We start from the raw sequence: 12,520 nt of genomic DNA, 5'->3' as shown, positions 1-12,520 counted from the left end.
CCTCAGGCCACGGCTTTATGTTTTTCATGCAGGAAGTGCAGCACCTGCTGGCGGTAGTGATGAAACTGCGCATCGTTGGCCAGCGCCAGCCGTGAGCGCGGACGCGGCAGCGTGATCTCCAGTGCTTCGCCCACTTTCGCCGCCGGGCCATTGGTCATCATCAACACCCGATCGGAGAGCAGCACCGCTTCGTCGACGTCATGGGTGATGAGCACAATGGTGGTATTGAGCTGTGTCTGGATCTCCATCACCGCATCCTGCAAATGGGCGCGCGTCAGGGCATCGAGTGCGCCGAAGGGCTCATCCATCAGCAGCACTTTCGGCTTCATCGCCAGCGCACGGGCAATGCCGACCCGCTGCTTCATGCCGCCGGAGATCTCGCCGGGACGCTTATGCATTGCATGCCCCATATGCACCAACTCCAGGTTGTGGGCGATCCACGCCTGCATCTCGCTTTTGTTCATTTCGCCTTTAAACACCTGGTTTACTGCCAGCGCGACATTCTCCGCCGCCGTCAGCCACGGCAGCAGCGAGTGGTTTTGAAACACCACCCCGCGTTCGGGGCCGGGGCCGACAATCTCCTGGTTATCACACAGCAGCACCCCCTGCGTCGGGCGGCTCAGCCCGGCAATCAGGTTTAAAAGCGTTGATTTCCCGCAGCCGGAGTGACCAATCAGGCTGACCGTCTCCCCCTGGGCGATGGTAAAGCTGACATCATCAAGGGCGACAAACGGCCCGCTGGCGGTGGCAAAGGTTTGGGTCACGTTTTCGACCCGGATAATGGCGTGTCTCTTTTTCATTTATGACTCCCGGCGAGTGTCGTAGCTAAAACGGCGGGCAATGGCCATCAGCCCCTGCTCCAGCGCCATCCCCACCACGCCAATCAGCAGAATGGCGATGATGATGTTCGGCACATTGAGGTTGTTCCACTCATTCCAGATCCAGAAGCCGATACCGACCCCGCCGGTCAGCATCTCGGCGGCGACAATCACCAGCCAGGCGATACCGATTGATAAGCGCACGCCGGTGAGGATATGTGGCAGCACGGCGGGAAAGAGGATTTTGCGCATCACGGTAAACTCGCTGAGCTTCAGCACGCGCGCGACATTGAGGTAATCCTGCGGAATACGCATCACCCCTTCGGCGGTGTTGAGGATCATCGGCCAGATGGAGCAGATAAAAATCGTCCATGTGGAGGCGGGCTCGGCGCGCTGAAACAGCAGCAGACCAATCGGCAGCCACGCCAGCGGGCTGACCGGGCGCAGCAGCGCAATCAGCGGGCCAAACATGCGGGCGATAAAGCGAAAGCGACCAATCAGAAAGCCAACGGGGATGCCGACCAGCGCCGCCAGGCCAAAGCCGAGCGCCACCCGCTCAAGGGAGGCGAGCACGTTCCAGCCGATGCCCATATCATTCGGTCCGTCGATATAAAACGGCTCAGCGAAGATCGTTTTTGCCGCCTCCCAGGTTTGCAGCGGCGTCGGAAAGCCTTTGCTGTTTAGCGCGGCCACCTGCCAGAGGGCGATCAGCACAATTGCGCCGAGCAGGCCGGGAATGGCCGTGCGCATAAAACGCTGCACCACCTTGCGCAGGCGGTTTTGCGACGCGCGTTTCAAGGTGGGCGGTGCAGCCTGTGGCGCGGTGGCTTTCAGCGGCACAATCGCCGCGCTCTGCGGCGTTGGCTCCAGCGGGATCACTTTCGGTTGGGTGTTCGCAGACATTTTCGGCCTCACTTAGCGGTGGATAGCAAAACTGTTGGCGTAGGCCGCAGGATCGCTGCCGTCCCACACTTTTCCGTCAATCAGGGTGCTGCTGCGCATCGGGCTTGCGGGCACATTGATTCCGCCCACTGCCGTCGCGGCCTGCTGATAGAGTTCGCTGCGGTTGATCTGGCGCGCCACGGCCAGGTAGTCAGGATCGCTTTTCAGCAAGCCCCAGCGTTTTTGCTGAGTCAGAAACCAGATGCCGTCAGAGAGCCAGGGGTAGCTCACCGCGCCATCATTAAAGAAGCGCATCGCATGGGCATCCTGCCACGTTTTCCCCAGCCCGTCCTCATAGTGGCCGAGCATTCTCCCTTCAATGGTCCCGACAGCGGTGTTGATATAGGCGCGGGCGGCGATGGTTTTTGCCGTTTCACGGCGGTTTTCATCGGAGGCATCTATCCAGCGTGAAGCCTCCAGCACCGCGGCGGTGAGTGCGCGCGCCGCATGGCCATTCGCCGAGACCCACGCCGAGGTGGTGCCGAGCACTTTTTCCGGATGATCGGGCCAGATCTGCTGGCTGGTGGCGGCGGTGAAACCGATGCCGTCGAGGATGGCGCGCTGGTTCCACGGCTCGCCGACGCAGTAGCCGCTCATATTGCCGATCTTCATGTTCACCACCATCTGCGGCGGCGGCACCACGACATTGCGCACGTCGGCAAAGGGATCGATCCCGGCGTTCGCCAGCCAGTAGTAGAGCCACATGGCGTGGGTGCCGCTCGGGAAAGTCTGCGCAAAGGTGTAGGTGCCCTGCGGGCTGGCGGCAATCACCTTTTTCAGCGATGCGCCATCGGTGACGCCCGCCTCTTTCAACTGGTTCGATAAGGTGATCGCCTGACCGTTGTTATTGAGAGTCATCAGCACCGCCATATCTCGCTGCGGACCGGCGACGCCGAGTTGTAAGCCGTAGACCATGCCGTAAAGCACATGCGCCGCATCCAGTTCGCCGGAGAGCAACTTGTCGCGCACCGAGGCCCAGCTCGACTCCTTACTCGGGATAATAGTGATGCCGTACTTCTCATCAAACTTCTTCACCGCCGCCATCACCACCGGCGCGCAGTCGGTGAGCGGGATAAAGCCGACGCGCAGGATCTTCTTCTCCGGCGCGTCCGAACCGGCCGCCCATACGCTGTTCATCAGGCCCGGGATCAGCAGGCTGCCGCCCAGTGCCGCGCTGCCCGCCAGAAAGCGGCGGCGCGAAAGTTTTCCCACAGTGTTGTCATCGTCTTGCGTCATTGCGGCATCCTGTCAGTTGAAAAGGGGCAAAAAAAAAGCGTCCGGTTAGCGCTCAGTCTCCTGAACGCTAACGGACGCCTTTATCCGGGAAGTGACGCTGGCCGCCATTAGCCAGCACCTTCTGATATGAGATAAGCAGAATATGTGCCAGCTTTCTCATGCCTGTAAAAACAGGGAATTAGCGATTGTGTCCGTAAAATTTGCACCGCAACGGGCGGTGAAATGCACACCTGCGGTGCAGCTACTCCTTTGGGGTTAGCGGGGCTTTTTGCCCATTACCGCCGCGACCGAGAGCATGGCATCCGCGATCTCGGCCAGCTTCTTGTTCTGCAGCATCGCCATTTCGCGCAGGGTTTTGTGCGCCTGCGGCTCGCTCATGGCGTGGTGCTGCATGAGCAGGCTTTTCGCCCGCTCCACCAGCTTGCGCTCGGCGAGGGTGGCGCGCAGCCCGGCGAGTTCGGCATCCAGCGCCTGTAACTGGCGGGACTGCTGCTCAACCAGCTCCAGCACCGCGCGGCTCAGTTGCGCAGGGATCAGCGCCGTTAAGTGATCCTCTGCCTGCGGCAGCTGGGCAATCTCCTGGCGCTGCTGTTCGGCGTCGCGCTGCGCAGCCGCAATACGCTGGCGACAGCAGCGCATCACCACCTGCTCCAGCGCATCTTCAATGCGTTTCATGGCATCGATACGTGTGGTTGTCACCTCAAACCAGTGCAGCGCAGCCTCCGTTGGCTCGCCCGGCGGCAGCGTGCGGCTACAGGCGAGGCGGCGAAAGCGCTCCAGCTCGCGGCTCTCCTCCTGCTGCTGTTGCTGCCAGAGCGCAAGGCTTGCGGCATCGGCAAACTCGCTGAAGGTGTGAAAGCAGCGATCCTGGGCATCTATCAGCTCCACCAGTTGCTGACTTGCCTGCTCATCAACCGATCCAACGGTAAAGCCTGCTGCCACCAGCGCCCGCTCCTGCCCGGCCAGCTCTTTGCCCTGCATAAAGCTGAAGAGTGCCAGCAGCGCGCGCGAGACGCTGGGATCACCGGAGGTGTCGGCCGTTTCCACGATCAGCGCCAGCTGGCAGCGGATCACCTCGTTGTAGCGCTGCATCGCTTCCGGCTGGGCAATGGCGAGTTGCTGCACCTGCTCGCGCAGCGGCGGCAGCGTGCTCAGGCTGTGCAGTACGCTGGCGATGCGGCTGAATAGCCGTGCGGCGTTGCCCCGCGCCAGCCCCTCCTGATCGAGGGTTGCCAGCTGCTGATGCACCGCCTGTGCGGCGCGCTCCACCTGCTCTGCCCGCTCGCGCAGCCGCCCGCCCCAGGTTTTCCCCTGCGAGCAGAGAAAAATATTGGCCGTGCCGCGCTCGCGTTGCAGCAGATGAATAAGCTGGCTCACCGCGCCGACCAGCTTGCTCATTTGCAACAGTTGCTGCAGGCCGGTGATTTCGCTGCGCCGCGAAGCGAGCACAAAATCGAGAGCTGAAAGCGTCATCGCACACCCTTCTCCAGAAAACCGTAGGCTCTCTTAAGCAAGAAGTGTGCCGCCGCGATTGACATCACGCGCGGGCGGGTGAGAATGCGAATTCACATAACAGGGAGAGGTTGGGAATATGGTGAAGAAAACGGTCATACTGCTGGCGCTCATCGGCATGGTCTGGCTGGCATGGCTGTTTCTGCGCACGCCGCAGGTGATCAGAGCCGATGATAGCGCGCTCTACGTGAAGAACCTGCCGTTGAGCGAGAAAGGCAAAGTGACCTGGTGGCGCGATAACCGCGCGGCGCTGCAAAAGCAGTTTCCCCGGCTGGTGCGCCCCGGTAACGCCATGGTGATGATCATGAACTTCGATCGCTACGATCGCCTGCCGACGGGCACCCGCGACGGAAGTATTGATGACTACACCTGCTTTACCGATATCAGCACGCCGGAAAACTGCATCTATCACGATATGGCGATGTTGATCTTCATTTATCCGGGCAAGAAAACCGTTTATAGCTTTGGTGAAATAAGCTATGAGGAGACGCCGGACGGCACCCTGAAGCGTGTGCATGAGACCTTTAGCGTTCGCTAGATATATTCACACACCGAATTGTTTGACTTACCCGGTAATCCGACCAGAATGTATTTGCCCCGTATCTCGCTGAAAAACAGAAACCTATGACCACACACCCGCGTTGTGTTACCCGGACAGGCCGCTTAAAAAGGATGGCTGCGCTGATGGCTGCCCTGCTGCTTGCCAGCTGTGCGTCGAAACCGCCGAAATCCCTTGTAACGCCCAACCCGCCGGTCAGCAAACAGCCGCTACCCGATGGCGGACTGAGTCAGCCGCAAACCATGCGCGGCATCTGGCTGGCGACAGTTTCCCGTCTTGACTGGCCGCCCATCAACTCGGTGACCCTCAGCCCGGCGCTGCGCGTTGAGCAGCAGAAAGCTGCGCTGACGGCGAAGCTCGATAAGCTGCAACGTCTCGGCATCAATACGATCTTCTTCCAGGTGAAACCGGACGCTACCGCGCTGTGGCCCTCAAAAATTTTGCCGTGGTCCGATACCCTTACCGGGGTAATTGGTCAGGATCCCGGTTACGATCCGCTGCAGTTTATTCTTGATGAAGCGCACAAGCGCGGCATGCAGGTGCACGCCTGGTTTAACCCTTACCGCGTCTCGACCAATACCAGACCCTCTACGGTCGCGGAGCTTAACCGCACCCTCTCCCTGCGCCCGGCGTCGATTTTTGTTCTGCACCGGGAGTGGATCCGCACCGCCGGCGACCGCTATGTGCTCGATCCGGGTATTCCGGAGGTGCGCGACTGGATCACCAGCATTGTCGCCGAAGTGGTGGCGCGCTATCCGGTGGATGGCGTGCAGTTTGATGACTACTTCTACAGCGAAACGGCCCGTTCGGCGCTGGATGACAGCCAGACGTTTCGCCAGTACGGGCAGGGTTTTGCCGCCAAAGCCGACTGGCGGCGGCACAATACGCAACTGCTGATTGAGCAGGTGTCGCGCACCATCAAGCAGCTTAACCCTAACGTGCAGTTTGGCGTCAGCCCGGCGGGCGTCTGGCGTAACCGCTCATTCGATCCGGCAGGCTCGGAGACGCGCGGTGCGGCAGCCTATGACGAGTCCTTTGCCGATACCCGCCGCTGGGTGCAGCAGGGGCTGCTCGACTATATTGCGCCGCAGATCTACTGGCCCTTTACCCGCGATGCCGCGCGCTACGATGTGCTGGCGAAGTGGTGGGCGCAGGTGGTGAAACCGACCAACACGAAGCTCTATATTGGCGTGGCGCTCTATAAAGTGGGCGAGCCGTCCAGAATGGAGCCGGAGTGGACGCGCGACGGCGGCGTGCCGGAGCTGAGAAAGCAGATTGAGATGAATGAAACCCTGCCGGGGATTGCGGGGACCATCCTGTTCCGCGAAGGTTACCTGACGCAGCCGCAGACGCGCCAGGCGGTGGACTATTTACAGGGGCGCTGGGGGCGGTGATTACCAGTGCCAGAACCACCAGTAATCGGTGATGACGCTGAAAAAGCGCCCTGTCCGGTGCAACACTCTCTCCAGCCAGTCCGCAAAGGGTGAGCGGAGCCGTGGCGCTTTCAGGGCCACGCCGCGCGTGCTCAGCACTTCCCACGCGGCATGGCGAACGGCGAAGACAAAATCCTCTTTCGCCAGCGTGACCAGCGCTTGCGTGCTGCGCGCACTCTGCTCCTGTTGCAGGCGGGCGATCAGATCCAGCCGCTTGCGGTAGTCGCTTTTATCATGCACGAGGCGCTTCAACTCCTCATCCGTCACGCTCTTCTCCTTAGTGGTAGCCGTCCGTTACTCCCCGGTCAGCGCGTCATAGAGCGTTTGCATCCGCGCGCGCAGATAGAGCACCGCTTTATGCTTGCGCGACAGCAGGGTCTGCACGCTGACGCCCAGCTCCTGCGCCAGGGCTTTGCAAGTGTAACCCTGCAGCTCGGTTTTTTCGAATACCTCACGCTGGGCATCCGGCAGCTCTGCCAGCGCCTGGCCCAGCTCCTCCCATAACAGCCCCTTAAGATACTCCTCCTCCGGCGTCCGGGCGACGCCAAACAGCGTTTCGGCCACCTCATCCTCAACGAATTCCGCCTCCTCTTCCCCCTCAGCAAACAGCCCCGATAACGGCACTTCCCGCTTTTTACGCGCCCGGTCGGTCATCTCGTTACGGGCGGCGCGAAACAGCCAGGCGGCGACATTCTCCACCGGCTGCTCGACCTTGATTAACTGCCAGCTGATCTCCTGCAGGATATCTTCGCTCTCCTCTTTCACCGACGAGCGGCTGCGGATAAAGGCCTTCAGCCTTGCGCGACAGGCGTTCAGCGCCGTGACAAGCGCGGAGTCAGTCGTCATGACGCGGGTCATCGCGCTCACCCGCGTTCGGACGCTGCTGCTCCGGCTCGCCGCGGCGTTCGTGCCAGCCGCAGTGACCGTGGCGGCGAAAACCCTCGCGGCGTCGCTCAACAAACTCTTCGCGCTGCTCCGGGGTCATCGCCATCCAGCGCTCATGCATGCGCCGGTGGGCGCGGCCCATGCCGAACATGCCGGGGCGAAAACCGAGGCCGCCAAAGAGAATGCGCGACAGCACCAGAATACCGAGCGCCTGCCAGAAGCCGATACTCTTCACCCCGAGGATCGCCGGTAAGAGCGCGTTCCACAGCGACATCACCACCAGGCCGAGCACCACAAACAGCGCAGCGCCAATGATCAGCGGCTTCGCGCCGCGATGGCGACCAAAGCCATGCTGCCGTTCATTCATATGAAAATCTCTCATTGTTTTTCTTCCTCATCAGATTAGCGAATAAATGCCTGTGATGAAGTAGACGAATGAGCGCGGGAAATATTGCTAAAAAAGTGAAATAAAAAAACAGGCGCAACGGGTGCGCCTGAAAACGTGCGGAGTAGCAGGAAAGTGTTACGGGCGGCGGAACAGCGCGATGCTGCGGCCTTCCAGCTCGAAATCCTTCTCTTTAGTGATAACAATCCCGCGTTTCACCGTATCGGAAGTGGTTAACTCGAGTACCCAGCCCCCTTCGCCAAACTGCGGAATGCGGAACGGTACATTGCCTTCAAACGGATTGAACAGCATCAGCACGTCGTGCCAGATGCCCTCCTCCTCCTGCAGATCGGCGCGGCCAATATAGACGCCGAGGGTGGTTCCCTCTTCCCACTGCTCCGGCAGCTGCTCACCGCCGCCGGCGTTATACCACTTGATCTCCATCCCGTCGCGCCAGTTTTCCCGGCGCAGCAGCGGCTGGGCGGTGCGCAGTTCAATCACCTGGCGGGTAAACTCGCGCAGCGCTTCATTCGCGCCGTTCAGGGTGTCCCAGTGTACCCAGGAGATCTCGCTATCCTGGCAGTAACCGTTGTTATTCCCGGACTGGCTGCGGCCAAACTCGTCGCCCGCCAGCAGCATCGGTGTGCCGTGGGAGAAGAGCAGCGTGGCGAGGAAGTTGCGTTTCTGGCGCTCGCGCACGGCGTTGATGCCTTCATCGTCGGTCGGGCCTTCCGCGCCGTAGTTATAGGAGCGGTTGTCATTGTGACCGTCGTTGTTATCTTCGCCATTCGCCTCGTTATGTTTTTCGTTATACGACACCAGGTCGTTAAGCGTAAAACCGTCGTGGGCGGTGATAAAGTTGACGCTCGCCCAGGGGCGGCGCCCGCGCAGATCGTAGAGATCGCCGGAGCCGAGCAGACGGGCAGCGAAATCGGTCGAGACGTTATCGCCTTTCCAGTATTCACGCAGCGTGTCGCGGTATTTGTCGTTCCACTCCGCCCAGCCCGGCGGGAAGCCGCCAACCTGGTAGCCGCCAGGGCCGATATCCCACGGTTCACCAATCAGCTTCAGCTTCGACAGCACCGGGTCCTGGGTGATGGCGTCGAAGAAGCCGCCGCGCTGGTCAAACCCTTCCGGCTCGCGGCCAAGAATGGTGCCGAGGTCGAAGCGGAAACCGTCAATATGCATCGATTCCGACCAGTAGCGCAGGGAGTCCGTCACCATCTGCAGGACGCGCGGATGGGAGGTGTTCACCGTGTTGCCGGTACCGGTATCGTTGATGTAGTAACGATGCTGGTCTGGCAGCGTGCGGTAGTAAGAGAAGTTATCGATCCCCTTAAAGGAGAGCGTTGGGCCCAGCTCGTTCCCTTCGGCGGTGTGGTTATAGACCACATCGAGGATCACTTCGATACCCGCATCGTGGAAGGCGCGCACCATGTCGCGGAAGCCCTGAATGCCGCGCGGGCCGTAGTAACGCGAGGCGGGCGCGAAAAAGCCGAGGGTGTTGTAGCCCCAGAAGTTGTGCAGCCCTTTATCAAGCAGGTGCTGATCGTCCGGGAACCAGTGTACCGGCAGCAGCTCTACAGAGGTGATGCCAAGGCTCTTGATATAGTCAACCGTCGCCTTGTGCCCCATCCCTTCAAAGGTGCCGCGCAGATCCTGCGGAATAGCCTGATTGAGCTGGGTGAAGCCCTTAACGTGGGTTTCATAAATGATGGCGCTCGGCCAGGCAATGTTCGGGCGGTTTTGATCCTGCCAGTCAAACTCGTTGGGATCGATAACCCGACATTTTGGCGTGAATGGCCCGCTGTCGCGCTCGTCAAAGGTTAAATCTTTATCTTCGTGGAGCAGATCGTAGGCGAAGTGTGCTTCGTTCCACTCGATATCACCCACCAGCTCCCGCGCGTACGGGTCAACCAGCAGCTTGTTGGGGTTGAAGCGATGACCGTTTTCCGGGTCGTATGGGCCATGCACACGGTAGCCGTAAAGGGCTCCCGGTTTCAGGCCGGGGACATACCCGTGCCAGATTTCATGGGTATATTCCGGCAGATCCAGGCGGGCAATCTCCTCTTTGCCGCTGGGATCGTACAAGCAGAGTTCCACGCGATGAGCGTGAGCTGAAAAGAGCGCAAAATTCACGCCCTCGCCGTCGTAATTCGCACCGAGTTGCTGGCCGTGCCCCGCCGTGATGTGATAAGGCTTACCGTTAGACATGATCCCTCTTTCTCTCATTTAGAGCGTCACCTGACTTAACCCAACCAGACGCATAAAGTCGTTTTATGCGCTGACCAGTACTGCAAACGTAAAACCGCCTATCGTGCGTAAATTGACACGATCGTTAAGCAACACATCCTCTCCGCTAAGCATATCCCGGTAATGGCGATGCGCCAGCCGCTCCGGTAACGGAATCACCGCACCGTTCAGGCTATCCTCCAGCGCGCCGAACAGCAGACGCGGCGCCAGCACTATCAGCGCATCATCATGATCGATACGCGCGAAGGCGATGACATTATCCGCCTGCTCGCCGTCGGCATTCAGCGGCAGATACTCACCGTGACGGAAGAGCGCCGGTTTTTCCTGGCGCAGATGCAGCAGGCGCGCGATAAAGGATTGCTTGAGCTGACCGCTCGACCACCCCTCCTGCAAACGCGGGTCGGCGTGCTCCTGGGCATCAAGCAGGCGCTCCAGTTCCGGGTAGTCCGGCTCGAGGCGGTTGTCAGGGTCGACGAGGCTGAAATTTAGCGCTTCGCTGCCCTGGTAGATATCCGGTACACCCGGTGCGGCCAGCTTGATCAGCGTCTGGGTCAGGCTATTCACCAGCCCGGCGCGAATAAATGGCAGCAAAGATGTGGTGAAGTCTTGTAAAAATGGCTGATTATCCGGCGAAAGCAGATGGCGAACATAGTCCAGCACCGCGCTTTCATAGGCGTCGTTGCTGTCGACCCAGTCGGTGCGCTGTTTCGCTTCACGCAGCGCCTTCTCAACAAACTCGACAAAGCGATCCTCCAGCGCTTTCAGCCCTTCCGCATCATCCGGCTGCAACGTCACCGGCCAGACACCGGCCAGCGCCTGGTAGATCATCCATGCCACCGCTGGGCGCGGGGCCGGGCCATCCTCCAGCATGCTCACTTTCGCCTGGTTCATTTCACGCCAGCGCGCAACGCACTCGGCCCAGCGCGCGGGGGCTTCCGTCAGGGTGTAGAGCCTGGCGCGTGCATCCTCCCCGCGCTTGGTGTCGTGGGTCGAGGTGCCGGAGAGCGCATCGGGCTGCTTCTCAAGCCTTGTCTGCATCTCCTGATGGAATCGGGCAAGCGAGAAGTTACGCCGTAACGGCTCAGCGCCCACTTCGTTGAGGGCGAGATCCATGTTCTGGCGAAAGAAGAGCGTATCCTCCACCGATTTCGCCATCAGCGGCCCGGTCAGCTGCTGGAAGCGGGTGCGGAAACGGGCGGCATCATCGCGCGCGCTGGCGGGCAGATCGCCGGTCAAAATGCGGGTGATAAAGTCGAGCGCGGTCGGCTCCGGGGCAAAGCTGCTGGCCTGCACCTTCGAGACCACTTTTTGCAGCAGCGCCAGATCGGCAGGCGGCAGACCCTGCGCCGTGCCGTAGGTGCGGTAGACCGGGAAAGCGATCAGCAGCTCGCGCAACGCCTGGCGCAGCGCCTCTTCTGCGGGTGCGGAGGCTTCGTGCCGGGCGATCTCAGCGGCCAGGCGCAGCAGCACGCTAAACTCGCCGGCGAAGTTACGATTGACCATCAGCAGCTTCGCCGAGCGCAGCTCCGCTTTCATATCAACCGGTTTACCGACCACCTGATCGTAGGCCGCGCGCAGGCCATCGAGATTCTCATCATCGACCAGTACGTCGGAGAGTGCGGCGATAAACTCATATCCGGTGGTGCCGGAGACCGGCCAGTCATCCGGCAGGTGCTCACCTTTACCGAGGATCTTCTCAACGGTGATGTGGCACGCTTCGCCCGCTTTTTGCCGCAGGCGCATCAGGTAACCGCGCGGGTCGGCAAGGCCATCGACGTGATCGACGCGCAGGCCGTCAACCGCACCGCTGTGCACCAGTTCGAGGATCAGTTTATGGGTGTCATCAAACACCTGTTCATCTTCCACCCGCATCCCCACCAGGCCGGTGATTTCAAAGAAGCGGCGATAGGAGAGATCGCTGGCCGCATCGCGCCAGCTCATCAGCCGCCAGGGCTGCTGCGCGTGCAGCTCGGCGATTTTCGCCGCATCGGTGAGGCCGAGAATCTCCTGCTCGCGTCCCTGCCAGCTCTCTTCTACCAGCGGATAAACGCTCTCGTAGTAGACAAATGCGGGCTTACCGGTTTGCGGGTCGGCTTCCACTTTCAGCTCGCCCTTCTCCACCACGGCGTCAAAATCCTCGCCGAGGAACGGCAGCGTCAGGCGGCGCGACCAGTCGATATCAAAATGGCGCGCCCACGGGCTCTTTTCGCCCTTTGCAATCACATCCCGCCACCAGGCGTTCTCCAGCGAGGCGGCCATATGGTTTGGCACGATATCCAGGATCAACCCCAGCCCGGCGGCTTTCAGCGCCTGAGCCAGCTTGTCGAACCCTTCCCGTCCGCCGAGCGTCGGATCGATCTCGTTAGCGTCGGTGACGTCATACCCGTGTGTGGAGCCGGAGGTAGCGGTAAAAATCGGTGAAGCATACAGATGGCTGATGCCCAATTTTTTGATATAGGGCACCAGCGCCACGGCACGCTCAAAGGTCATGCCGTTA

At 60.5% G+C, this 12,520-nt stretch carries 11 protein-coding genes; 2 read left to right on the top strand and 9 right to left on the bottom strand.

Annotation, left to right across the window (positions count from 1 at the left end):
• Positions 1-2: 2 nt before the first annotated feature.
• The 4 genes from PU683_RS13760 to PU683_RS13745 all read right to left on the bottom strand — a co-directional run bounded on the left by PU683_RS13760 (position 3) and on the right by PU683_RS13745 (position 4,469).
• Complete coding sequence (locus PU683_RS13760) at positions 3-800, bottom strand: ABC transporter ATP-binding protein (RefSeq protein WP_277172326.1); 798 nt, start codon at positions 798-800, stop codon at positions 3-5.
• The gene (gene ntrB / locus PU683_RS13755) at positions 801-1,721 is read right to left on the bottom strand and encodes a nitrate ABC transporter permease (protein ID WP_277172324.1); all 921 of its coding nucleotides are present in this window, start codon (positions 1,719-1,721) and stop codon (positions 801-803) included.
• 12 nt (positions 1,722-1,733) lie between these two features.
• The gene (locus PU683_RS13750) at positions 1,734-2,996 is read right to left on the bottom strand and encodes a CmpA/NrtA family ABC transporter substrate-binding protein (RefSeq protein WP_277172322.1); all 1,263 of its coding nucleotides are present in this window, start codon (positions 2,994-2,996) and stop codon (positions 1,734-1,736) included.
• A 255-nt stretch (positions 2,997-3,251) separates the two neighbouring features.
• Complete coding sequence (locus PU683_RS13745) at positions 3,252-4,469, bottom strand: nitrate regulatory protein (RefSeq protein ID WP_277172320.1); 1,218 nt, start codon at positions 4,467-4,469, stop codon at positions 3,252-3,254.
• A gap of 118 nt (positions 4,470-4,587) precedes the next feature.
• On the opposite strand from PU683_RS13745, the gene PU683_RS13740 reads away from it, so the two are divergent.
• Positions 4,588-5,046 carry a DUF943 family protein gene (locus PU683_RS13740; protein ID WP_277172318.1) on the top strand — a complete coding sequence of 153 codons (459 nt, stop codon included), beginning with the start codon at positions 4,588-4,590 and terminating at the stop codon, positions 5,044-5,046.
• 86 nt (positions 5,047-5,132) lie between these two features.
• Entirely contained in the window at positions 5,133-6,461 is a 1,329-nt protein-coding gene (locus PU683_RS13735) for a glycoside hydrolase family 10-like protein (protein ID WP_277172316.1), read from the top strand.
• Here the strand turns inward: PU683_RS13735 and PU683_RS13730 are convergent, their stop codons facing one another.
• The 5 genes from PU683_RS13730 to treY all read right to left on the bottom strand — a co-directional run bounded on the left by PU683_RS13730 (position 6,462) and on the right by treY (position 12,513).
• Positions 6,462-6,767 (bottom strand): hypothetical protein, encoded by a 306-nt coding sequence (locus PU683_RS13730; RefSeq protein WP_277172315.1) that lies wholly within the window; start codon positions 6,765-6,767, stop codon positions 6,462-6,464.
• A 27-nt stretch (positions 6,768-6,794) separates the two neighbouring features.
• Entirely contained in the window at positions 6,795-7,346 is a 552-nt protein-coding gene (locus tag PU683_RS13725; RefSeq protein WP_277172313.1) for an RNA polymerase sigma factor, read from the bottom strand.
• A complete protein-coding gene (locus PU683_RS13720; protein WP_277172311.1) occupies positions 7,336-7,767 on the bottom strand; it encodes a hypothetical protein in 432 nt (143 codons plus the stop codon). The genes PU683_RS13725 and PU683_RS13720 overlap by 11 nt, the downstream gene beginning before the upstream one ends.
• A 141-nt stretch (positions 7,768-7,908) precedes the next feature.
• Positions 7,909-9,984 (bottom strand): glycogen debranching protein GlgX, encoded by a 2,076-nt coding sequence (gene glgX, locus PU683_RS13715; RefSeq protein WP_277172309.1) that lies wholly within the window; start codon positions 9,982-9,984, stop codon positions 7,909-7,911.
• Between the two features lie 63 nt (positions 9,985-10,047).
• Positions 10,048-12,513 (bottom strand): malto-oligosyltrehalose synthase, encoded by a 2,466-nt coding sequence (gene treY / locus PU683_RS13710; RefSeq protein WP_431190958.1) that lies wholly within the window; start codon positions 12,511-12,513, stop codon positions 10,048-10,050.
• Between the last annotated feature and the right edge of the window lie 7 nt (positions 12,514-12,520).

Source organism: Candidatus Kosakonia sp. 282A-S69 (assembly GCF_029433855.1).
Taxonomy (GTDB): domain Bacteria; phylum Pseudomonadota; class Gammaproteobacteria; order Enterobacterales; family Enterobacteriaceae; genus Kosakonia; species Kosakonia cowanii_A.
The sequence above is the reverse complement of the archived record's forward strand: the minus strand, read 5'-3'. Positions and strand labels throughout refer to the sequence as shown.

Bases quoted from the DNA above. Each gene is read 5' to 3' on its own strand.
- PU683_RS13760 (WP_277172326.1), bottom strand. From the start codon at position 800: ATGAAAAAGAGACACGCCATTATCCGGGTCGAAAACGTGACCCAAACC.
- ntrB (WP_277172324.1), bottom strand. From the start codon at position 1,721: ATGTCTGCGAACACCCAACCGAAAGTGATCCCGCTGGAGCCAACGCCG.
- PU683_RS13750 (WP_277172322.1), bottom strand. From the start codon at position 2,996: ATGACGCAAGACGATGACAACACTGTGGGAAAACTTTCGCGCCGCCGC.
- PU683_RS13745 (WP_277172320.1), bottom strand. From the start codon at position 4,469: ATGACGCTTTCAGCTCTCGATTTTGTGCTCGCTTCGCGGCGCAGCGAA.
- PU683_RS13740 (WP_277172318.1), top strand. From the start codon at position 4,588: ATGGTGAAGAAAACGGTCATACTGCTGGCGCTCATCGGCATGGTCTGG.
- PU683_RS13735 (WP_277172316.1), top strand. From the start codon at position 5,133: ATGACCACACACCCGCGTTGTGTTACCCGGACAGGCCGCTTAAAAAGG.
- PU683_RS13725 (WP_277172313.1), bottom strand. From the start codon at position 7,346: ATGACGACTGACTCCGCGCTTGTCACGGCGCTGAACGCCTGTCGCGCA.
- PU683_RS13720 (WP_277172311.1), bottom strand. From the start codon at position 7,767: ATGAGAGATTTTCATATGAATGAACGGCAGCATGGCTTTGGTCGCCAT.
- glgX (WP_277172309.1), bottom strand. From the start codon at position 9,984: ATGTCTAACGGTAAGCCTTATCACATCACGGCGGGGCACGGCCAGCAA.
- treY (WP_431190958.1), bottom strand. From the start codon at position 12,513: ATGACCTTTGAGCGTGCCGTGGCGCTGGTGCCCTATATCAAAAAATTG.